Origin of the sequence: Streptosporangium sp. NPDC023615 (genome assembly GCF_040640155.1) — a bacterium.
In the GTDB taxonomy this organism is placed as follows: domain Bacteria; phylum Actinomycetota; class Actinomycetes; order Streptosporangiales; family Streptosporangiaceae; genus Streptosporangium.
In genome coordinates this window covers 1-21,770 of record NZ_JBFABE010000018.1, presented here as the reverse complement: position 1 = coordinate 21,770, position 21,770 = coordinate 1, and the positions used below count along the sequence as shown (strand labels likewise).

18 protein-coding genes are annotated in these 21,770 nt (G+C 72.9%); 9 read left to right on the top strand and 9 right to left on the bottom strand.

Annotation, left to right across the window (positions count from 1 at the left end; translation table 11 throughout):
* Nucleotides 1-4 precede the first annotated feature (4 nt).
* Nucleotides 5-1,303 (bottom strand): extracellular solute-binding protein, encoded by a 1,299-nt coding sequence (locus AB0G16_RS15770; RefSeq protein WP_362804866.1) that lies wholly within the window; start codon nucleotides 1,301-1,303, stop codon nucleotides 5-7.
* Between the two features lie 196 nt (nucleotides 1,304-1,499).
* On the opposite strand from AB0G16_RS15770, the gene AB0G16_RS15765 reads away from it, so the two are divergent.
* From AB0G16_RS15765 to AB0G16_RS15730, 8 genes are all read left to right on the top strand, one after another.
* The gene (locus AB0G16_RS15765; RefSeq protein WP_362804863.1) at nucleotides 1,500-2,513 is read left to right on the top strand and encodes a LacI family DNA-binding transcriptional regulator; all 1,014 of its coding nucleotides are present in this window, start codon (nucleotides 1,500-1,502) and stop codon (nucleotides 2,511-2,513) included.
* A gap of 281 nt (nucleotides 2,514-2,794) precedes the next feature.
* Complete coding sequence (locus AB0G16_RS15760) at nucleotides 2,795-4,066, top strand: glycoside hydrolase (RefSeq protein WP_362804860.1); 1,272 nt, start codon at nucleotides 2,795-2,797, stop codon at nucleotides 4,064-4,066.
* A 73-nt stretch (nucleotides 4,067-4,139) separates the two neighbouring features.
* On the top strand, nucleotides 4,140-5,171 hold the full coding sequence (locus AB0G16_RS15755; protein ID WP_362804857.1) for a Gfo/Idh/MocA family oxidoreductase: 1,032 nt from the start codon (nucleotides 4,140-4,142) through the stop codon (nucleotides 5,169-5,171).
* Entirely contained in the window at nucleotides 5,162-6,016 is an 855-nt protein-coding gene (locus AB0G16_RS15750) for a PmoA family protein (RefSeq protein WP_362804854.1), read from the top strand. The genes AB0G16_RS15755 and AB0G16_RS15750 overlap by 10 nt, the downstream gene beginning before the upstream one ends.
* 81 nt (nucleotides 6,017-6,097) lie before the next feature.
* Nucleotides 6,098-6,760 carry a cupin domain-containing protein gene (locus AB0G16_RS15745; RefSeq protein WP_362804851.1) on the top strand — a complete coding sequence of 221 codons (663 nt, stop codon included), beginning with the start codon at nucleotides 6,098-6,100 and terminating at the stop codon, nucleotides 6,758-6,760.
* A gap of 10 nt (nucleotides 6,761-6,770) precedes the next feature.
* The gene (gene polX, locus AB0G16_RS15740) at nucleotides 6,771-8,456 is read left to right on the top strand and encodes a DNA polymerase/3'-5' exonuclease PolX (RefSeq protein ID WP_362804848.1); all 1,686 of its coding nucleotides are present in this window, start codon (nucleotides 6,771-6,773) and stop codon (nucleotides 8,454-8,456) included.
* A 186-nt stretch (nucleotides 8,457-8,642) separates the two neighbouring features.
* A complete protein-coding gene (locus AB0G16_RS15735; RefSeq protein ID WP_362804845.1) occupies nucleotides 8,643-9,815 on the top strand; it encodes a sulfite oxidase in 1,173 nt (390 codons plus the stop codon).
* Between the two features lie 224 nt (nucleotides 9,816-10,039).
* Nucleotides 10,040-11,557, top strand: a complete 1,518-nt coding sequence (locus AB0G16_RS15730; RefSeq protein ID WP_362804842.1) for a wax ester/triacylglycerol synthase family O-acyltransferase — start codon at nucleotides 10,040-10,042, stop codon at nucleotides 11,555-11,557.
* On the opposite strand, the gene AB0G16_RS15725 is transcribed toward AB0G16_RS15730, so the two are convergent.
* Nucleotides 11,494-12,594 carry an alpha/beta hydrolase-fold protein gene (locus tag AB0G16_RS15725; RefSeq protein ID WP_362804839.1) on the bottom strand — a complete coding sequence of 367 codons (1,101 nt, stop codon included), beginning with the start codon at nucleotides 12,592-12,594 and terminating at the stop codon, nucleotides 11,494-11,496. The two genes, AB0G16_RS15730 and AB0G16_RS15725, sit on opposite strands and share 64 nt — an antisense overlap.
* Nucleotides 12,595-12,696: 102 nt before the next feature.
* On the opposite strand from AB0G16_RS15725, the gene AB0G16_RS15720 reads away from it, so the two are divergent.
* A complete protein-coding gene (locus tag AB0G16_RS15720; RefSeq protein ID WP_362804836.1) occupies nucleotides 12,697-13,599 on the top strand; it encodes an aldo/keto reductase in 903 nt (300 codons plus the stop codon).
* 152 nt (nucleotides 13,600-13,751) lie between these two features.
* Here the strand turns inward: AB0G16_RS15720 and AB0G16_RS15715 are convergent, their stop codons facing one another.
* The 7 genes from AB0G16_RS15715 to AB0G16_RS15685 all read right to left on the bottom strand — a co-directional run bounded on the left by AB0G16_RS15715 (nucleotide 13,752) and on the right by AB0G16_RS15685 (nucleotide 21,528).
* A complete protein-coding gene (locus AB0G16_RS15715) occupies nucleotides 13,752-15,362 on the bottom strand; it encodes a cation acetate symporter (RefSeq protein ID WP_362804833.1) in 1,611 nt (536 codons plus the stop codon).
* Entirely contained in the window at nucleotides 15,359-15,688 is a 330-nt protein-coding gene (locus AB0G16_RS15710) for a DUF485 domain-containing protein (protein WP_362805103.1), read from the bottom strand. The genes AB0G16_RS15715 and AB0G16_RS15710 overlap by 4 nt, the downstream gene beginning before the upstream one ends.
* A 293-nt stretch (nucleotides 15,689-15,981) precedes the next feature.
* A complete protein-coding gene (locus tag AB0G16_RS15705) occupies nucleotides 15,982-17,298 on the bottom strand; it encodes an MFS transporter (RefSeq protein WP_362804830.1) in 1,317 nt (438 codons plus the stop codon).
* Between the two features lie 67 nt (nucleotides 17,299-17,365).
* Nucleotides 17,366-18,865, bottom strand: coding sequence for a cation acetate symporter (locus tag AB0G16_RS15700; protein WP_362804827.1), 1,500 nt, complete (start codon nucleotides 18,863-18,865; stop codon nucleotides 17,366-17,368).
* A gap of 49 nt (nucleotides 18,866-18,914) precedes the next feature.
* Nucleotides 18,915-19,445 carry a hypothetical protein gene (locus tag AB0G16_RS15695; RefSeq protein ID WP_362804824.1) on the bottom strand — a complete coding sequence of 177 codons (531 nt, stop codon included), beginning with the start codon at nucleotides 19,443-19,445 and terminating at the stop codon, nucleotides 18,915-18,917.
* On the bottom strand, nucleotides 19,442-20,203 hold the full coding sequence (locus AB0G16_RS15690; protein WP_362804821.1) for a LytTR family DNA-binding domain-containing protein: 762 nt from the start codon (nucleotides 20,201-20,203) through the stop codon (nucleotides 19,442-19,444). Before AB0G16_RS15690 ends, AB0G16_RS15695 begins: the two co-directional genes overlap by 4 nt.
* 128 nt (nucleotides 20,204-20,331) lie before the next feature.
* On the bottom strand, nucleotides 20,332-21,528 hold the full coding sequence (locus AB0G16_RS15685) for a histidine kinase (RefSeq protein WP_362804818.1): 1,197 nt from the start codon (nucleotides 21,526-21,528) through the stop codon (nucleotides 20,332-20,334).
* Between the last annotated feature and the right edge of the window lie 242 nt (nucleotides 21,529-21,770).

Sequence of the window (21,770 nt, the reverse complement as noted above, 5' to 3'; positions counted from 1 at the left end):
GCGGCTACTCCGACTCCGCCTTGGCCGTCTCGGTGATGCTCTGGACGACCTCCTCGGGCGTCTTGGTGCCACCGATCAGCTCGGCCACGGAGTCGTTGATCTCCTGGCCGACGGCCGGCGGGTACTCCTGGTCGAGGTAGAGCTGGAAGCCGCTCGCGGCCGCGAGGGTCTCGGAGACCGTCTTGATGTGGGGGTCGGTGACGGCCGCCTCCTCACCCTGCTTGAGCACGGGCAGCACCCCGCCCGCCTTGACGGCCTTGCTGTGGTTCTCCGCCTTGAGCGCGAACTTCAGGAAGTCCAGCGCGGCGGCCGGGGCGTTGGCGCCCACGGCCAGGCCGCCGCCGCCGCCGAACGCGTCGCCGGGCGCCCCCTTGCCGCCCTCGACCGCGGGGAAGGTGAAGAACCCGAGGTCGTCGCCGAGGCCCTTGCCGGAGTCCTTCTGCACGGACGGGGCCCACTGGCCCATCAGCTCCATGCCGGCCTTGCCGTTGCCCATGGTGGCGGCCTGGCCGTCGGGGGTGGAGTAGTCGGCGCCCTGGAAGCCCTTCTGGAACGGCTGGAGGTCGACGAGCTCCTTGAGCTTCTGCCCGGCGGCGACGAAGTCGGGCCCGGTGAAGTCGTGGGTGGTGCCGGCCTGCTTGAACGCCTCCAGCCCGGCCATCCGCATGGCCAGGTAGGACCAGTAGTAGTGGCCCGGCCACTTGGCCTTGCCCGCGAGGGCGATCGGGGTGGTCCCGTCCGCCTTCAGCTTCTTGACCGCGTCCAGGAACCCGGTCCAGGTGGTGGGCGGCTCGGTGATGCCGGCCTTCTTGAACAGCGCCTTGTTGTACCAGAACCCGACCATGCCGATGTCGGTGGGCAGCCCGTAGGTCTTGCCGTCGAACTGGTAGGCGGACATGGCGGCCGGGGTGATGCCGCCGATGACGTCGGCGGCGTCGGTCGTCAGGTCCTTGACCAGTCCCGCCTCGACGTGCTGCTTCAGCACGCCGCCGCCCCAGGTGGAGTACAGGTCGGGCGCCTTGCCCGACTGGGTGAGCGTGGCCAGCTTGGGCTTGTAGGAGTCGTTCTCGATGGCGATGTTCTTGATCGTCACGTTCGGATGGGCCGCCTGGTACTCCTTGATGCGATCCGCCCAGAACGTCTTCATCGGTTCCGCCGTCGCCAGGTTCCAGAACTCGAAGGTGACCTTGTCAGAGCCGGCGGCGGCACCGGACGTGGCACCGCCGTCTTCTCCGCTCGTGCTGCAAGCTCCGAGAAGCAGCGTCGATACCGCCAGAGCCACCACGCCTCGCCGACTCAGCATGGGATCCCCTTTCGGGAGTGAGGCTGGAAAGTTTCATATGTACCCCGAATATTTCGTGTCCCGGAGAATAGGTAAACCGGCGGTTACGCGTCAATAGTCACCGAGGTAGTGATGCCGTCCCGTGCCCTCCGGCCCCCGGGCCCGCCCCCGATCGGGACGGTGAAATTTCCGAAAGTTTTCGGTTAGTATTCGCTTCATGTCGACCACAAGGCGCGTGACGATCGCCCTCATCGCCGAGCGGGCGGGAGTCTCCGCGCCCACCGTCTCGAAGGTCATCAACGGACGGCCCGAGGTCGCCCCCGCGACCAGGCAGCGGGTGGAGCGGCTGCTGCGCGAGCACGGCTACCGGCGCAGGGGCGGCCAGGGCGACGGCCCCGCCGGGCTGGTGGACCTGGTGTTCACCGAGATCGAGAGCCCCTGGGCGATGGAGCTGGTGCGCGGGGTGGAGGCCGCGGCCCGCGAGGTCGGCGCCGGCGTGGTGATCTCGGTCCTGCACGACCGGACCGGTCCGGGCCGGGACTGGGTGGAGCGGATCGCCGCCCGGCGCACCGACGGGGCCATCCTGGTCGGCTCGCGGATCAGCGCCGACCGGCACGACCGGCTGGCCGCCCGGTCCATCCCCTTCGTGGTGGTGGACCCCGACGGCGAGCCGCCGCCCGGGGTCGCCTCGGTCGGGGCCACCAACTGGCACGGCGGCCTCGCCGCCACCCGCCATCTGCTGGAGCTGGGGCACCGCAGGATCGGCATGATCGGCGGCCCGCCCGGCATGCTGTGCAGCAGGGCCCGCGTCGACGGCTACCGCGCCGCGCTGGAGACCGCGGGGGTGCCGGTGGACCCCGCGCTCATCGGGTACGGCGACTTCCTGGTCGGGTCCGGCCGCGACGGGGGCCACGACCTGCTCTCCCTGGCCGACCCGCCGACCGCGATCTTCGCGGGCAGCGACATGCAGGCGTTCGGCGTGCTGGAGGCGGCCAGGAGGCGCGGCATGGCGGTGCCCGGGGACCTGTCGGTGGTGGGCTTCGACGACCTGCCGCTGGCGCGCTCGGCCTGGCCGCCGCTGACCACGGTCTGCCAGCCGCTCCAGGAGATGGCGGCGCTGGCCACCCGGATGGTGCTCGACCCGTCCGCGAACGGACGCGAGCCCCGGCGGGTGGAGCTGAGCACCGAGCTCGTCGTGCGGGAGAGCACCGCGCCCCGGACGGGGCGTTGACGCTCACCCACGTGACGTTTACGGTACTGAGACGAAAAGTATCTGTAATCTTGTGAAAGTTTCGGAAAGCGGGTTTCCGCGTGTCTCGACGTCGCAGGACAGTACTGGTACCGATCCTCCTCCTCCCTCTGCTCGGCGCGGTCCCGGCCGCCGCCCAGGCCGGCCCCGGGGACGGCCCCGAGGCCGGCGCCAAGGGCGGTCCGCGAACCGGTTCGCCGGTCGCCCCACCGGCCGGCCCCTCCGGCTCACCGACCGGCTCGGGGGCCGGTCCGGAGATCCGGGTGGACCGCCACCGGACCCTCCAGCGGATCGACGGCTTCGGCTTCTCCCAGGCGTTCCGGCGCAACGAGCTGGTACGCGCGCTGCCCGCCGCGTCGCAGCGGGAGATCCTCGACCTGTGGCTCAACCCGCGCACCGGGGCCGGGTTGAGCATCCTGCGGCTGGGCATCGGCTCCTCCCCCACCGGCAGCCCGTACGACCTGATGTCCTCCATCCAGCCCGTCGACCCTGGCGGCCCGGACGCGCCGCCGAGGTACGTGTGGGACGGCGACGACGGCGGCCAGGTGTGGCTGGCCAAGGAGGCCAAGCGGTACGGCGTGAAGCGCTTCTACGCCGACGCCTGGAGCGCCCCGGGCTACATGAAGGACAACGGCTCCGACAGCAACGGCGGCTCGCTGCTGCCGGAGTGGCGCAAGGCGTACGCGAACTACCTGGTGCAGTACGCGAAGTTCTACGCCCGCGAGGGCATCCGCGTCACCGACCTGGGCTTCACCAACGAGCCCGACCTGACCGTCTCCTACGCCTCGATGCGCTTCACCCCGGCCGAGGCCGCCGATTTCGTCAAGGTGCTCGGCCCGGTCGCGGCCCGCGCCGGCATCAAGGTCGCCTGCTGCGACGCCGCCGGATGGTCCCAGCAGCGCGAGTACACCAAGGCCATCGAGGCCGACCCGGTCGCGCGCAAGTGGGTCGCCACGCACACCGGCCACCCCTACGTCAGCCCGGTGGACGGCCCGCTGCCCACCGACCGGCCCACGTGGATGTCGGAGTGGTCGCCCAACGGCGACACCTGGAACGAGGCCTGGGACGACGGCAGCGGCTACGACGGCTTCGCGGTCGCCCGGCAGATCCACGACTCGTTCACCGTGGGCGGGGTCTCCGGCTACGTCTTCTGGTTCGGCGCCTCGCGCGGCACCACCCGGGGCCTGATCCAGATCGACGAGGCGACCGCCACCTACCGCGTCGCCAAGCGCCTGTGGGCGCTGGCCGCCTACAGCCGCTTCATCCGCCCCGGCGCGGTCCGGCTGGCCGCCGAGGCGCCCGACCCGGCGCTGAAGGTGACCGCCTTCCGCAACGCCGACGGCTCGGAGGTCGTGGAGATCCTCAACACCGCCACCACCGAGGTCTCCACCAGGATCAGGACCAAGCCGGGGCGGGCCACCTCCTACCTGACCGACACCGCGCACTCGCTCACGCCCACCCCGCTGCCGGGCCGTCACACCGGCCGCGATCTCGTGCTGCCGCCGCGCTCCCTGACGACCGTGGTCGTACGATGAGGATCATGAGCCTCCTCCTGTCACCTTCGCCCGGAAAGTCCCCCCTCGCACGGAGCACCGCGGGGAGGGGGCGGTGATCCGGGCGGCGGTGGTGGGCACCGGCGGCATCGCGGGGATCTGCCACCTGCCCGCGCTGCGCTCCCAGGCCCACCGGGTCCGCCCGGTGGCCGCGATGGACGTGGACGAGGCGCGGGTGAAGGCGTTCTGCGCCGAGCACTCCATCGAGGGGGCGTACACCTCGCTGGAGGAGATGCTGGAGGCCGAGCGGCCCGACCTGGTCCACCTGTGCACGCCCCCGCACCTGCACGCCGCGCAGGCGGTGGCCTGCCTGGAGGCGGGCGCCTGGGTGTGGATCGAGAAGCCCGCCTGCCTGTCGCTGGCCGAGTACGACCGGATCGCGGCCGCCGAGGGGCCGGGACGCGCCTCGGTCGTCTCCCAGCACCGCTTCGGCTCGGGCGCGCGCCACCTGCGCGCGCTCGCGCCCGAGCTGGGCCGCCCGCTGGTCGCGCTCTGCGTGACCACCTGGTACCGCGACGACGCCTACTACGAGGTGCCCTGGCGCGGCCGGTGGGAGACCGAGGGCGGCGGCCCCACGATGGGCCACGGCATCCACCAGATGGACCTGATGCTCTCGGTGCTGGGCGACTGGACGGAGATCCGCGCGATGACCGGCACGCTGGAGCGCCGGATCGAGACCGAGGACGTCTCCATGGCCACGGTGCGGTTCGACTCCGGCGCCATGGCCTCGATCGTCAACAGCGTGCTGTCGCGGCGCGAGGAGAGCTACCTGCGCTTCGACTACACCGAGGCCACCGTGGAGCTGCGCCACCTGTACGGCTACCGCAACGCCGACTGGAGCTCCACCTCGGCGCTGTGGAACCCCCCCGAGGACCTGCCCAGCTCGCACGAGGCCCAGCTCGCCGACCTGCTGGACGCCTACGAGCGCGGCGAGCCCCCGCCCATGGGCGGGGCCGACGGGCGCCGGGCGCTGGAGCTGGCCACCGGCCTGTACGCCTCGGCGGCCACCGGCCGGCCCGTGCTCCGCGCCGACCTCGTTCCCGGCCACCCCTTCTACGACCGACTGGACGGACGCGGATGGAGCTGACCCTCACCGAGCGCGGCGTGCCGATCCTGCGCTACGTGTACGAGCCGGAGACACCGGTCTTCGAGTCGCCGAAACCCTACTTCCACCCGATCCGCACGACGGCCGGCGACGTGGTCAGCGCCTACCGCCCGCACGACCACCGCTGGCACCGGGGGCTGCAGTTCACCGTCTCGGACCTGTCGGGGGAGAACTTCTGGGGCGGCGGCAGCTACGTCCGCGAGGCCGCCGGGTACGTGGACCTGCCCAACAACGGGACCATGCGGCACGAGGACTTCCCCTCCCCCGGCGTGGAGCGCCTGACCTGGCACACCCAGGGCGGCGAGCACTGGGTGGACGAGCTCCGGACGTTCGAGGTGCGCGACGTGTGCGAGGACTCCTGGACGCTGGAGGTGTCCACGGAGATCGTCAACGTGCGCGGCAGCGACCTGGTCTTCGGCAGTCCCACCACCAACGGCCGCCCGATGGCCGGCTACTGCGGCCTGTTCTGGCGCGGGCCGCGCTCCTTCGAGCACGGCACGGTGATCGCCGAGCGCGGCGACGGGCCGGAGATGATGGGCCGGGAGTCGGCGTGGCTGGCCTACGTCGGCGCGCACGACGAGGTCGACCGGTCCTCCACCCTGCTGTTCCAGAGCGGCCGGCCGGCCGTCTGGTTCGTCCGCACCACGCCGTTCGCGGCCGTCAACCCCTCCATCGCCTTCCACGACCCGCTCGTCCTGCCGCCCGGGGAGACGCTGTTCCTGCGTTACCGGATGACGGTCGCCACCGGCGCGTGGGACCGCGCCCGGCTGGAGGCGTACGTGAGGGAGCACCCGTGCCCGGCACCGGGCCGGAACGGGACGACGTGAGATCTCGTCCCCGATCCGGGCGTGAGGGAGGACCCGTGTACGACCCGGGCGTGAGCGCGGGACCGACGTGAAGGAGGACCCGTGTTCGGTGTGGGTGTGAGCGACCTGTCCGTCTACGACGAGCCCGCCCCGGACGGCCTGCACGGCGGCTCGCCGCACCTGCACACGCTCTGCTCCGAGGCCTACGTCGTGGTGGCCGGTTCCGGCGCCGTGCAGACCCTGACCTGGAGCGATTACCGGGAGACCCCGCTGGCCCCCGGCGAGGTCGTCCGGTTCACCCCCGGCACCGTCCACCGCCTGGTCAACGGCGGTGACCTGCGCATCGTGGTGCTGATGCAGAACAGCGGCCTGCCCGAGGCCGGCGACGCCGTCCTGACCTTCCCCTCCGACGTCCTGGCCGACCCCGCCCGGTACGCCCTGGCCGTGGGCTCGGACCCGCTGGAGCGCCGGGACCTGGCCGTCGAGGGGTTCCTGACGCTGCGCGAGGGCGGCCGGGAGGCCTTCGCCGCCTTCCTGGAGGCCGCCGCCGGTCTGCTCGCGCCCCGGCTGGACGCCTTCGAGTCCCGCTGGCGCGAGGGCCCGCTGCGCGCCGCCGAGACCACGGGCGAGCAGCTCGCCGCCCTGCGCGCCGGCGACCTCGGCCATCTGCGCGAGGCCGGGGTCACGCGGGTGGCCGCCGTGCCCCGCGACGGCATGTGCGGCCATCTGCTGACCTATCCCGTCCCGGAGCACGCCGCCTTCTAGGCTGGGGGGCATGGCACGAGCTAACGACGACGTCGCGTCCGCCCTGGAGGAGTACGCCGAGCTGTTCGCGATGAACGGCGGCGACGCCTTCCGGGTGCGCAGCTACCAGAAGGCGGCCAAGGCGATCGCCGGCCTCGCCGAGGACATCACGGCCGTACCGGTGCGGAGCGTGCCGGGGGTGGGCGAGGCGATCGCCAAGAAGGTCGAGGAGTACCTGGAGCGGGGCGGCTTCCGCCAGCTCGACGAGCTGCGCGAGAAGGTCCCCCAGGGGGTGCGGCGGCTGACCCGGGTGGCCTCGCTCGGGCCGAAGAAGGCCGTCTTCCTGTACAAGGAGCTGGGCATCGACTCCCCCGAGGCGCTGGCCAGGGCCATCGAGGAGGGGCGGCTGGAGGGGGTCAAGGGCTTCGGCGCCAAGACCGTGGAGAACCTCCTCAAGGGGGTCGAGCACCTGGCCGAGAACAGCGCCAGGATGCACACCGGGACGGCCATGGACCTGGCCGAGCGGGTGATCGCCTCGCTGCCGGGCGCCGAGCGGATCGCCTACGCCGGGTCGCTGCGCCGGATGAAGGACACCGTCGGCGACGTCGACGTCCTCGCGGTCGGCCCCGAGTCGCTGATGGACGACTTCAAGGCGCAGCCCTACGTGGCCGAGGTCGTCGCCTCCGGGCCGAAGAAGACCTCGATCCGCACGGCCCACGGCGTCCAGGTCGACCTGCGCCTGGTCCCGGCCGAGTCCTGGGGCGCCGCGCTGATGTACTTCACCGGCTCCAAGGAGCACACCGTGCACCTGCGGGAGATCACCGTGAAGAAGGGCTGGAAGCTCTCGGAGTACGGCCTGTTCGAGGGGGAACGCGTGATCGCGGCCGCCACCGAGGAGGAGGTCTTCGCCGCGTTCGGCATGCCGTGGATCCCGCCGACCCTGCGCGAGGACGGCGGCGAGATCCCCGCCGCGCTCGCCGGCGAGCTGCCCGTCCTGGTCACCGTCGAGGACCTGCGGGGCGACCTGCACACCCACACCGACCTGACCGACGGGATCGCCTCGCTGGAGGACATGGTCGCCGCCGCCCGCGCGCGCGGGTACGCCTACTACGCGGTGACCGACCACGCGCCCGACCTGGCGATGCAGCGGATGACGCTGGACAAGGCGCTGGAGCAGCGGGAGCGGCTGCGCGCGCTGCAGGGGAGCTACCCGGACATGCGGCTGCTGCACGGCAGCGAGCTGAACATCGCCCCGGACGGCTCGGTCGACTGGCCCGCCGAGGTGCTGGAGGGGTTCGACGTCTGCGTGGCCAGCGTGCACTCGCACTTCAACCAGTCGCGCGAGGAGATGACCCGGCGCTTCGTCACCGCCTGCGAGAACCCCCACGTGCACATCATCGGCCACCCGACCACCCGCAGGATCGGCGTCCGCCCGCCGGTGGACGCCGACTGGGACGAGGTGTTCCGCGCCGCGGCCCGCACCGGCACCGCGATGGAGATCGACTCCTTCCCCGACCGCTCCGACCTGCCCTCGGACCTGGTGCGGCTGGCGCGCCACCACGGGGTGAGGTTCTCCGTCGACAGCGACGCCCACGCGGTGCCGCACCTGGACAACCAGCGCTTCGGCGTCGGCGTCGCCCAGCGCGGCTGGCTCACCGCCGACGACGTGATCAACACCTGGCCGCTGGAACGGCTGCTGGCCTTCCTCGGCCGCTGAGGCCCCGGGACCCGGGACTCCCGGGACCCCCGGGACGCGGGGCCCCGGGTCCCGGGCCCCGGGTCCCGGGTCCCGGGTCCCGGGTCCCGGGGACCCGGCGACATCATGGGTGACAGAGATGTTCCGTCCTTCGATATTACAGACTTTCCTGGTAGGAAATAGATGTAGACGAAGGGGTGATGCCGGATGCCGTACGAGAAGAGCCGTCACGAGACCACCTACCGCCGCCGGGCCGGCGGGATCGCCGAGGACGACCCCGCGGGGGGCGCGCGTCCCTCCTCGGGGATCGTCAAGCCGCTGCCGCCGGAGCTGTTCGCCGAGCTGGAGACCAACGCGGAGATGCGCTGGGAGGCCATGCGCGAGGTCGGCTTCCACGTGCCCAACGACCGCTTCTTCGTGCGCAACCACACCCGGACCCCGATCGTCGACGCGTCCTCCTGGCGGCTGCGCCTGCACGGCACCGGCCTGGCCTCCCCCCGCGACCTCGGCCACCGGGAGCTGCTCGCCCTGCCCTCGGTGACGCGCGACGTGGCGATCGAGTGCGCGGGCAACGGGCGGAGCCTGTTCGCCTCCCAGCAGCACCGGCCGGCCACCGGCACCCCATGGGGCCTGGGCGGCGTCGGGGTGGCCCGCTGGCGCGGGGTGCCGCTGGCCACGGTGCTGGAACGTGCCGGGATCACCCCGGACGCCGTCGACGTGATGGCCCGCGGCCTCGACCCGGCCTACGTGGCCGACGGCGTGGACCACGGCCGGGTACGCCGCCCGATCCCGGTGTCCAAGGCGATGCGTGACGTCCTGCTGGCCTACGAGATGAACGGCGAGCCGCTCCCGCCCGACCACGGCCACCCGGTGCGGCTGGTCGTCCCCGGCTGGATCGGCCTGGCGTCGATCAAGTGGGTCGGTGACATCGAGGTCTCCACCTCGCCGCTGTCCTCGCCGTGGAACACCGTTCTCTACCGGATGTTCGGCGACGCCTACCCGCCCGGGGGCGGCCCGCCGCTGACCGCGCGGGGCGTCAGGAGCGCCTTCGAGCTGCCCTGGGGCGCCGTGCTGAGCGCCGGGCGGCCGTACGTGCTGCGCGGCAGGTCCTGGTCGGGAGGCGGCCGGATCGCCGACGTGGAGGTGAGCCTGGACGGTGGCGTCTCCTGGCAGCGCGTCGCGCTGCGCGGCCCGGACACGGCGACGGCCTGGACCCGCTGGCAGGTCGTCTGGAGGCCGCCCAGGACCGGCCCGTACCTGCTGCTGGCCCGCGCCACCGACGAGACCGGCGCGGTCCAGCCCGACCACACCCCGCACAACGACCTCGGCTACCTCTTCGACGCCGTCGTCCGCCACCCGGTGACCGTCGTGGACGGATGACCGGCGCCGGGCGGGCCACGAGCCGGAAGGTGTGGTGACCCAAAGGAACGGGAAGGTCACCCGGGGCGACGGGCGGCCGGGGCACACGGTCACGGCGTCCGGCCGGGACCACCGGCCGGGGCGGGGAGAGGTCCGGGGTCCCGTGGCGAGACGAGACGTGCCGAGGCGATGAGGGCGAGATGACGGCTGCACGCGTTCCCCCCGGTTCCCGGGAGGTCCGTCCGATGCGCCAGCTGACCGCGCTCGACGCGCAGTTCCTGCACGCCGAGTCGGCGACCACGGCGGCCCACGTCGCCGGGCTGGCCGTCCTGGCCCCGTCGCGCGCGGGCGCCGGGCCCCTCACCCTGGCACGCCTGGTCGGGCTGCTCCGTGAGCGGCTGCACCTGACCCCGGCGCTGAGGATGCGGCTGGCCACCGTGCCGTTCGACCTCGACCGGCCCTACTGGGTGGAGGATCCCGCCTTCGACGTCGCCGCTCACGTCCACGAGACGACCCTCGCCGCCCCGGGGGACGACGCCCTGCTCGCCGAGCGGGTCGCCCGGATCCACGAGCGGCACCTGGACCGTTCCCGCCCGCTGTGGGAGATGCACCTCATCCACGGCCTGACCGGCGGCCGGGTCGCCCTCTACGCCAAGGTGCACCACTGCGCCATCGACGGCGTGTCCGGGGCGGAGACGATCGCCGCGCTGCTCGACCTGACGCCCGAGCCGCGCGCCGTCGAGCCGCCCGGGCCGCCGGCCACGCCGCCCGTGCCCGCGGCCGCCGCCCCGGGCCTGGCCGGGATGCTCGCCGTGGCGGCGGTCAGGACGGTGCTGCAGCCCGCCCGGACGCTGTACTCGCTGGGCCGCATGGCGGCCGAGCTCGACACGATGCCGCTGGCCTCGGCGCTGCCGGGTGCCCGGCAGGTGGCCGCCGCGGTCACCCGGATGGTCACGGGGAAGGCGGAGGAGCTGCCCGAGCTGCCGGTGCTGGCGGCGCCGCGCACGCCGTTCAACGGCCCCATCGGCGCCGAGCGGCGCTTCGCCTTCGGGTCCATCCCGCTCTCGGACGTCAAGCGGGTGGCCAGGGGCGCGGGGGCCAGCGTCAACGACGTGGTCATGACGCTCTGCGCGTCGGCGCTGCGCACGTGGCTGCGCGAGCGCGACGCCCTGCCCGACCGGCCGCTCATCGCGGCGGTGCCGGTCGCGGTCCGCGGCGACGGCTCCGGACGGGTGGTGGGCAACCAGATCTCCGTCATGGTCACCCCCATCCCCACCGACCTGTCCTGCCCGCGCGAGCGCCTGCGGGTCATGGCCGGGACGATGCGCGCGGCCAAGCTGCGCTTCGCCGGCTCCCCGGCGGGCTGGCTGGGCGAGCTGTCGTCGATGCTGCCGGCCGCCGTCACCGCGCTGGCGACCTCCGCGGTGTTCCGGCTGGCCTCGATCGTGCTGCCGCCGGTCAACCTGATCGTCTCGAACGTGCCCGGCCCGCAGCTGCCGCTCTACCTGTGCGGGGCCAGGGTGCTGGCCTACCACCCCATGTCGGTGCTGACCGACGTGAGCGGCGGGGTCAGCATCACCTGCTTCTCCTACGACGGCTCGCTCGACTTCGGCATCCTGTCCTGCCCGGACCGGGTGGCCGACGTGTGGCGGCTGATGGACCACCTGCGGGGGGCCATGGACGAGCTGACCGAGCAGGTTCAGCGGGCCCCGACCGACCGCAGCAGCATGGGCAGCGCCCGGCGCAGCTCACCGTTCCAGTAGGTCATGTCGTGGCGGCCCGGGTAGAAGTGCGGCTCGAAGGGGATGTCCAGCGCCTCGAGGCGGCCGGTGAAGGCCAGCGCCGCCTTGTGGGCGAGCTCCTCGGTGAGGTCGCCGAACAGCTCGCCGTCGCGCCTGCCGCCGTCCCCGGAGGCCACGTAGAGGCGGACGCCGCGCAACCGGTCCGCCAGATGGTACGGGTCGTGCCGCTCCCAGACCTCGCGGTCCTCGCGCGGGTCACCCCAGACGCGCTTCCAGTCGGTGCCGGGGCATCCCGCGGTGGTGCCGAGCATGACGGCGACGTCGACGCCGGGCATGAGGGTGTGCAGCGCGCCGCTGAAGGAGGCCGCGGCCCTGAAACCGCCGGCGGCGGCGTAGAGCATCGCGCCCTGGCCGCCCATCGAGTATCCGGCGACCGCCCGCTCCCGGCTCGCCGCGTACCGGCTCTCCAGCAGCGGGAGGAGTTCCCTCAGGTGGTGGGTCGCCCACCGGGGCGGGCCGCCGTCGCCGCCGTTGTACCAGTCGGAGTAGCTGCCGCACCGGCCGCCGTCCGGCATCACGACGATGACGGGGTCGTCCCGGGTGAGCCCGTCCACGTCGGACGCCGACCAGGAGCGGTGGTCGTCGAGGCCGCCGTGCAGCAGCCAGAGCACCGGCCAGGTCCTGCCGGCGTCCCTGGACCAGCCCTCGGGCAGCAGCAGCCGCACCCGGGTGACGTCGCCGAGGGCGGCCGAGCGCAGGGTCAGGTCCATCCGCCGGTCGCCCGACCTCTCCTCCGCCATCACCTCGACACCGCCGGGGACGCCGGAGGCCCTGCCGGAGGTCCCGCCGGAGGGGTCACCGAGGGTGGCTTTCGGTTCCCGCGGGGCGTCCGGGGTGCGGGGCGCGCCCGAGGCGCCGGGCCGCCCGGGGGGCGCGGGGCCGGTGGATCCGGGCCGGTGGGAGGCCACGGCGACCACGACGGCCGCCACCAGGACGAACAGCCCGGCCGCGACGGCGGCGCCGGCGAGGAATCCGCGTACCCGTGAACCTGGCGCCATGGGAGCCTCCGGCGGTCTTATTGACGCCGATCATAATAACGCTCCGCCGGTCGTCGCCGATGCCCGGCAACCGCGCGATTATTCGCGAAATAGAGTTAGCACATGAGCTTTTCTGAGCTGAACCTGTTCCCTCTCTGCCTCGGTGGCAACGTATTCGGCTGGACCGCGGATCGAGACGACTCGTTCGCGGTACTGGACGCCTACGCCGAGGCGGGCGGCAACCTCGTCGACACCGCGGACCTCTACTCCGGCGGGGTGTCGGAGACCATCCTCGGCGAGTGGATGGCCTCGCGCCGCAACCGCGACCGCATCGTGGTCGCCACCAAGGTGGGCATGTGGAGCGAGCGGCCCGGCCTGTCGGCGGCCAACATCCGCGCGGCGGCCGAGGACTCGCTCCGCCGGCTGGGCACCGACCACATCGACCTGTACTGGGCCCACGTCGACGACGCGGACACGCCCCTGGAGGAGACCCTCGGCGCGTTCGACGAGCTGGTCACCGAGGGCAAGGTCCGCAACATCGGCGCCTCCAACTACGGCGCCGAGCGCCTCGACGAGGCCATGCGGGTCTCCGAGCGGGAGGGCCTGGCCAGTTACGGGGTGCTGCAGCAGCACTACAACCTCCTCGAACGCGACTACGAGGGGGCGCTGCGCGAGGTGGTCATCGAGCACGGGCTGACCTCCACCCCCTACTACGGGCTGGCCCGCGGCTTCCTGACCGGCAAGTACCGTGCCGGGGTGAGCGTGGACAGCCCCCGGGCGGGCAAGGCGGCGCAGTACCTGGAGTCGGAGCGGGGCCCGCGGGTGCTCGACGCGCTGGACAAGGTGGCGGCCTCGCACGATGTCGCCCCGGCCACGGTGGCGCTCGCCTGGCTCGCCGCCCAGCCGACGGTGGCCACGCCGATCGCCAGCGCCCGCAACGTCGAGCAGTTGCGGCCGTTGCTGGCGGTGGCCGGGCTGACGCTCTCGGAGGACGAGCTGGCCCTGCTGGACGAGGCGTCCCGCTGACGGGCCGATGAGAACGAGGCCCGGCCGCGCGATGCGGCCGGGCCCCGTCGCGGCCGGACCTCGCCGAGGCAGGGTCCCGTCATGGACGGACCTCGCCGAGGCCGGGCCCCGTCGAAGCGGGGTCCCGCCGCGGCGGGACCCCGGGTGGGCCGTCAGTGCTTGGAGGCCCTCTCCATGCCGACGCCGGTCAGCGAGCGGACCTCGATCTCGGCGTACTTCTCGGCGCTGTACTCCTTGCTGAGCCTCGCGCCGATGAAGCCGGCCAGGAAGCCGATCGGGATCGAGACGATGCCGGGGTTGCTCAGCGGGAACCAGGCGAAGTTCGCGTCGGGGAACAGGGAGGTGGCGCTGCCCGAGACGACCGGCGAGAAGATCACCAGGAACAGCGCGGAGGCCAGGCCTCCGTAGATGGCCGAGACCGCCCCGGCGGTGTTGAAGCGCTTCCAGAACAGGCTGTAGAGGATCGCCGGCAGGTTGCCGGAGGCGGCCACCGCGAAGGCGAGCGCGACCAGGAACGCCACGTTCTGCCCCTGGGCGAGGATGCCGAGCCCGATCGAGATCGCGCCGATGACGAAGGCGGAGATCCGGGCGACCAGCACCTCCTCCTTGTCGGTGACGTTGCCGCGCTTGAAGACGTGCGCGTACAGGTCGTGGGCGAAGGAGGAGCTGGAGGCCAGCGTCAGCCCGGCGACGACCGCGAGGATCGTGGCGAAGGCGACCGCCGCGATCACGGCCAGCAGGACGGTGCCCCCGACGTCGCCGAAGATCTGCTTGCCGATCGCCTCGGCGAGCTGCGGTGCCGCCGTGTTGCCCGCCTTGTCCTGGGCCGCGATCGCCTTGCCGCCGACGAGGGCCGCCGCGCCGAAGCCGAGCACCAGGGTGAGCAGGTAGAAGACGCCGATGATGCCGATGCCCCACAGGACCGACTTGCGGGCGTCCTTGGCGGTGGGGACGGTGTAGAAGCGGATCAGGATGTGCGGCAGGCCGGCGGTGCCGAGCACCAGCGCCAGGCCCAGGCTGATCAGGTCGATCTTGCCCGCGAGGCCCTGCGCCTCGGTGCCGTACTTCCCGCCCGGATTCAGGAACTCCGCGCCCTTGCCGCTCTGCGTGGCGGCGTCGCCGAGCAGGCCCGACAGGTTGAAGCCGTAGTGGGCGAGCACCAGCAGGGTGATCAGGGCCGCGCCGCCCATCAGCAGCACGGCCTTGACGATCTGCACCCAGGTGGTGCCCTTCATGCCGCCGATCACCACGTACACGATCATCAGGACGCCGACGCCGACGATGGTGAGCGCCTTGCCCGTCGGTGAGGTGACGCCGAGCAGCAGGCCGACCAGCGCGCCCGCGCCGACCATCTGGGCCAGCAGGTAGAAGATCGACACCGTGATGGTGGAGACGCCCGCGGCCGTGCGGACCGGACGGGGGCTCATCCGGAAGGCCAGCACGTCGGCCATGGTGAACTTGCCGGAGTTGCGCATCAGCTCGGCGACCAGCAGCAGCGCCACCAGCCAGGCGACCAGGAAGCCGATCGAGTACAGGAAGCCGTCGTAGCCCGACAGCGCGATGATGCCGGCGATGCCCAGGAAGCTCGCGGCCGACATGTAGTCGCCGCCGATGGCCAGGCCGTTCTGCACGCCGCTGAAGCCGCGGCCCCCGGCGTAGTAGTCGGTGGCGTCCTTGGTGTTGCGGCTGGCCCAGAAGGTGATCCCCAGCGTCACCACGACGAAGAGCAGGAACAGGATCGTGGACAGCGTCTGGCTGCTCATTCGCTCTTCCCCTCGGTGTCGTGGCGGATCTCGTCGGCCAGCGGGTCGAGCCTCTTCCCGGCGAAACGGGAGTAGGCCCAGGCGATGCCGAACGTCGACACGAACTGGAGCAGACCGAAGATCAGCGCGACGTTGATGTTGCCGATGACCTTCGTGCCCATGAAGTCACGGGCCCAGGCCGACAGGATGACGTACAACAGGTACCAGGCGAGGAACGCGGCGGTCATCGGGAACGCCCACGCCCGGAAACGGCGCCTCAGCTCCTGAAACTGTTCGCTGGCCTGAATCTCTTCATAAACCGATGAATCGTGTTGCCTGGCGGTCACAAGACCTCCCACAAATGTGATCTGGATCACGGACAACGTAGGGGGCGACGCTACCCTCCGTGGAGACCCGCACGCGTTCTCTTCGCCGAGGCGCCGACGAGTCGCGTTCAATTGGATATGTCCTGCGGTGAAAGGTCTGTCTCGTACGCCGAATGGTCATCGGCCCCGTTCGTCCCCCGTCGGCGGACGGCGGGCACTCCCGCCCGCGGAGGCCGGGCGGAGCGCGCCCCGCACCGCGCGACGGCCGGCGCAGGGCGGTTCCCCGCCCCCCGGCGGCCGGCCCGGCGCGGCTGTCACCGCGTGGCGGTCCGGGCCCGTCCCCTGAGGGCGTGGCCCCCGGCGCAGCACACCGACAGGCCCACCAGGACCAGCAGGAGGCGGTAGTCGACCAGCGACACCAGCGCCGCGCCCGCGAGGAGGGAGAAGAGCTGGGTGAACCCGGCCATGGACTCGAACGCGGTGGAGACCCGCCCCACGAGCCGGCCGGGGCTGCGGCGCTGCACCAGGGTCGCCCTGGCCACCCCCTCCATGGTGAGACCGGCGCCCGCGACCGCCATCGCGGCCAGGACGACCGTGTCGGCCGGGACCACCCAGCAGATGACCGCCACGCCGTACAGCACGATGCCCGCGCCGATCACCGACAGCTCACCCCTGCGCGCCATCATCGTGGGACCCCACAGGCCTCCGGCGATCGCCCCCGCCCCCATGGCGACGGAGGTGAGCGCGGTGAACTCCGGCGACCTGCCGAGCCCGTGCTCGATGACGGCGAAGATCAGCGATTCGGTGGCCCCGGCCAGCGTGAACATCAGGCAGGAGGCCGCGGCCGCCCGGCGCAGCGGCGGGTCGGCGGCCACGTGCCTGACCCCGGCCCAGAACTCCTCCCGCGCCGGCCGGGCAGGGGGGACCCGGGCAGGACGGGAGGAGCGGGATGAACGGGAGGCATGGGGGGAGCGGGCAGGACGGGAGGCGCGGGCGGGGCGAGAAGGGCCGCCGGCGGGTCCGGGCACGGAGACGGGTCCGGGCGCGGGGGCGGGTCCGGGCGCGGGGGCGGGAAGGGCCGCGAAGACCGCGGCGGCGACCAGGAAGGTGATCACGTCGAACAGCACCAGCACGGCGATCCCGGAGCTCGCGTGGATCGCCACGCCCAGCAGCGGCCCGACCAGGCGCAGTCCCTGCCGGGTGGTGTGCAGGGCGCCGTTGGCCTGCCCCAGCAACCGCTCGGGCAGCATGCCCTTGAGCAGCCCGCCGAGCGCCGCGAAGATCACCGCGTACGAGCAGCCCATGGCCGACGACACCGGGTAGACCAGCCAGAACGTCTCCGGCCCGGTGACGGCGACCAGCGGCAGGAGCGCGACCCCCGACAGCAGGCAGGTGACGACCAGGAGCCTCCTGCGGTCCGTACGGTCGATCAGGTACCCGAAGAAGGGCGAGACGCAGAGCGGGAGCGTGAAGAAGAACAGGGTCAGGCCGGCGGCGCCGTCCGAGCCGGTGAGCCTCTTGGCCAGGATGCCGGGGACCAGCAGCAGCGAGGCGTCACCGAGCAGGCTGACGGCCATCCCGATGTAGACGAGCCTGAACCGGGGCAGCCGCAGGACCTCGCCGATATCCACCAAAACTAATCAAAACACCCTAAATAAACCCGCATAACGGTCATTCCGCCATAGGCGGCCGGACCCGTCAAGAGGAACGGGGCCGCCAGTCGCCGCGGTCCAGGTCGAGGGTCTCGGGGGTGTGCAGGCGCACCATGGTGCGCGCCACGTTCGGCGGGATGCGTGACGGCGTCAGCAGCGAGACCACCACCATGACGAGGAACGCGATCGGTACCGTCCACGCCGCGGGCTGGGCCAGCAGCGCGCCGAGCAGCCCGGAGTGCGGCCCGCCGCCGATCGTCATCAGGACCGCCAGGCAGGCCAGGCCGCCTCCGGCCAGCAGGCCGGCCATCGCGCCCGCGGGCGTCAGCCGCCGCCACCAGATGCCCAGGACCAGCAGCGGGCAGAAGGAGGAGGCCGCCACCGCGAACGCCAGGCCCACCACGTCGGCGACCGGCAGCGAGCGGGCGGCGGCGGCCAGCGCCAGCGGCACGATCACCGCCAGCACCGCCGCGGCCCGGAACGAGCGCACCCCGCCCTTGAGGATGTCCTGGCCGATCACCCCGGCCACCGAGACCGTCAGCCCGGAGGAGGTCGACAGGAACGCCGCGAACGCCCCGGCCGTCACCAGCGCCGTCAGCAGGTCGCCCGCCACGCCGCCGATCAGGTGGCCGGGCAGCGCGAGCACCACCGTGTCGCTGCCCTCCAGCTCCGGGACGTAGATGCGCCCCAGCGCGCCGTAGACGGCCGGCAGCAGGTAGAAGGCCCCCAGCAGCGACAGGACCACCAGCGTGGTGCGGCGGGCGGCCCGGCCGTCGGGGTTGGTGTAGAACCGGACCAGCACGTGCGGCAGTCCCATGGTGCCCAGGAACGTGGCCAGGATCAGCGAGTAGGTGGAGTACAGGCCGTACTCCCGGTCGCCGGCCAGCGGCAGCGCCCAGACGGCCGCGTCCCGCGCGTTCAGGCCCGGCGCCCCGCCGCCCCGCCACGCCAGCAGCAGGAAGATCAGCGGCACGGCCAGCGCGGTGAGCTTCAGCCAGTACTGGAACGCCTGGACGAACGTGATCGACCGCATGCCGCCCGACATCACGTTCACCGCGACCACCGCGGCCACCAGCAGCCCCCCGGCCCACTCGGGGGCGCCGGTGATGGCCCGCAGGACCAGGCCGGCGCTCTGGAACTGCGGCATCAGGTACAGCCAGCCGATCAGCACGACCAGCACCCCGGCCATCCGCCGTACCGCCATCGACTCCAGCCGCGCCTCGGCGAAGTCGGGCAGCGTGTACGCGCCCGAGCGCCGCAGCGGCGCCGAGACCAGTACCAGCAGCACCAGGTAGCCGCCCGTCCAGCCGACCGGCAGCCAGAGCATGTCCGCGCCGTAGGTGAGGATGAGCCCGGCGATGCCGAGGAAACTCGCCGCCGACAGGTACTCGCCGCCGATGGCGGAGGCGTTCCACAGCGGGGAGACGGTACGCGAGGCGACGTAGAAGTCGGAGGTGGTCCGCGACAGCCTGATGCCGAACGCGCCGATCAGCACCGCCGCCAGCACCACCAGCACCACCGCCGTCATCCCGTACGCGGTGTTCATCCGGTCTCCCCCGGCGGTCGGACGGGGGGCCGCGGCCCCGGGTGGCGGATCAACGGGCCCGGTCCACCAGCTCGGCGAAGTGGCGCTCGTTCCGCTCGGCCTGCCGGACGTAGAGCCAGGCGCCGGCCACGAACGCCGGGTAGATCAGGCCGGCCAGCACCGCCCAGGGCAGCGGGATCCCCAGCAGGCGGACCGCGCGCAGGTCGGGCACCAGCAGGAACAGCAGCGGCAGGCCGCCCACCACGCAGCCCAGCACCGTGCAGACGAACAGGGCCAGCCGGAACTGGGTGCGGATCAGCGAGCGCATGTAGATCTCGCCCAGCCGGGTCTGCTCGTCGATCTCCCGGGTGACCGGGTAGCGCGGGTGGCGGGGGGCCAGCGTCCGGGGGCTCGTCACCACCTCGCGCCGCGGCCGTTCGGACTCCCGCCTGGACCGGTCGGCGTCCCTGCGGGACGGGCGGTCGGCGTCCCGGCGCGGGCGCTCGGGTTCCTTGCGGGAGCGCTCCGGCTCCCGGCGCGACCGGTCGCCGATCCACCGGCGCGGCTCGCCCCCCTGACCGGGCTCGGGGACGCGGCTCACTCCGGCCGCCCCTTGCGCGCCCGGCGGACCAGCAGGTCCCGCAGCTCGCGGGTGTGGCGCCGACTGACCGGGATCTCGGTCTCGCCGATGCGCACCACGCACCGGCCCGAGTCGATGTGCAGCTCGTCGATGTGCTTGACCGCGACCAGGTGACTGCGGTGCACCCGCACGAACCCCGCCGAGGCCCAGCGCTCCTCCAGGGTCGCCAGCGAGATGCGCACCAGGTGGCTGCCGCCCGCCGTGTGCAGGCGGGCGTAGTCGCCCTGCGCCTCGACGTAGCGGACCTCGGTGCTGGCCACGAACCGGGTGACGCCGCCGAGCTCGACCGGGATGGTGTCGGGGTCGCCGCGGCCGGCGGCCTCGCCCTCCGGCAGCTCGGCCGAGACGAACACCCGCCGGATGGCCTCGGCGAGCCGCTCCGGCCGGACCGGCTTGAGCAGGTAGTCCTCGGCCTTGATCTCGAAGGCGTCGACCGCGTGCTCCTCGTAGGCCGTCACGAAGACCACCCGGGGCGGGTTGGCGAACTGGGAGAGCAGCCGGCCCAGCACCACCCCGTCCAGGCCGCGCATCCGGATGTCGAGGAAGACCGCGTCGATCGGCCGGCCGTCGGCGATCGCCCGGTCCAGGACGCGCAGCGCGGCGGCCCCGTCCCTGGCCAGGGAGACCTCCGCGATGCGGGGGTCGTCCCGCAGCAGGTAGGCCAGGTCCTCCAGCGCGGGCAGCTCGTCGTCCACCGCGAGGACGCGCAGGCCGGTCACGTCCACTCCCCCGGACCGTTCACGTGAGGATCTCTCGAGGGTGGTGAATCAGACATCGCATGTCAACTCTTCGTGGTCGCGAGCGGAGGGTCCCGACGGCGGGCGGCGACGGCTGACCGGGCACGGGCTCAACGGGCCGAGACACCCGGATGGTACTTCGGCAGGCGGACGCTGACCTTCGTGCCCGCCCCCTTGGCCGTCTCCGCCACCAGGCCGTACTCGTCACCGTAGACCTGACGCAGCCGCTCGTCCACGTTGACCAGCCCCACCCCCCCGGCCCCGGAGCGCTCGTCGGCGTCACCGGCCAGGATGCGGCGCAGGCGGGCCGGCTCCATGCCGACGCCGTCGTCCTCGACGCTGATCCTGCACTCGGCCCCGGCGTCCTCGGCGACGATCGAGATGCGCCCGGTCCCGGGCTTGCTCTCCAGCCCGTGCTGGACCGCGTTCTCCACCAGCGGCTGCAGGCACAGGAAGGGGACCGCCACCGCCAGCACCTCCGGGGCGATGCGGAGCGTCACCTGGAGCTGGTCACCGAAACGGGCACGTTCCAGGGTCAGGTACCGGTCGATCGAGCGCAGCTCCTCGGCCAGCGTGGTGAACTCCCCGTGCCGCCGGAAGGAGTAGCGGGTGAAGTCGGCGAACTCCAGCAGCAGCTCGCGGGACCGGTCCGGGTCGGAGCGGACGAAGCTGGCGATCGTCGTCAGCGAGTTGTAGATGAAGTGCGGGGAGATCTGCGCGCGCAGCGCCCGGACCTCGGCCTCCATCAGGCGCGTCCTGGAGCGGTCGAGCTCTGCCAGCTCGAGCTGCGAGTTCACCCAGTTCGCGACCTCGTGTGCGGCCCTGACGAGGCCCGCCGAGGCGTGTCCGCCGTACGCGGCCAGCGAGCCGACCACCCGGCCGTCGGTGGTCAGCGGAACCACCACGGCGAACCGGATCGGGCACTCGGGAAGGTCGCACGAGACGACCTCAGGGCCCAGGACCCTGGTCCGCCCCCCGGCGAGGGTCTTGTCGGCGTGGGTGAACACGTCCCGGGCGTGGTGGTCGCCCTCCCCGTCGTAGACCAGCAGCCGCTTCTCGTCGGTGATGGCCAGCGCCGGGGAGCCCAGCAGCTCCCGCAGGTACCGCGAGGCCTTCTGGGCCCCCGCCTCGGTCAGCCCGGCCCGCAGGGGCGGGGCGGCCAGCGAGGCGGTGTGCAGGGTCTCGAAGGTCGCCCGCTCCGCCGGGCTGCTGCCCAGCTCCCGGCGCCCGCGCAGCACCCGCCACAGCACCAGGGCGGGCACGCCGACCAGGGCGGTGACCAGCAACACGGCGACGACGGGTTCCACGCTCCGGACCTTATACTCCCCGTCCCGCCCGTGCCTCGTCCATGGAGATCACGGAGCTTTCCTTATCAGGACATCAGGACAGAGCCGGGCGGCCCCCTCCGCGCGACCGGCGGTGCGCGGGGAGGAACCGCGGCGACGGGTGGCGGCGGGCGCCGGCACCCGGTGGAGGGCGGTGGCGCACGGCGAAGGGCGGCGGGGGCGGCGGGGGCGGCGGGGGCGGCGGGGGCGGCGGGGGCGGCGGG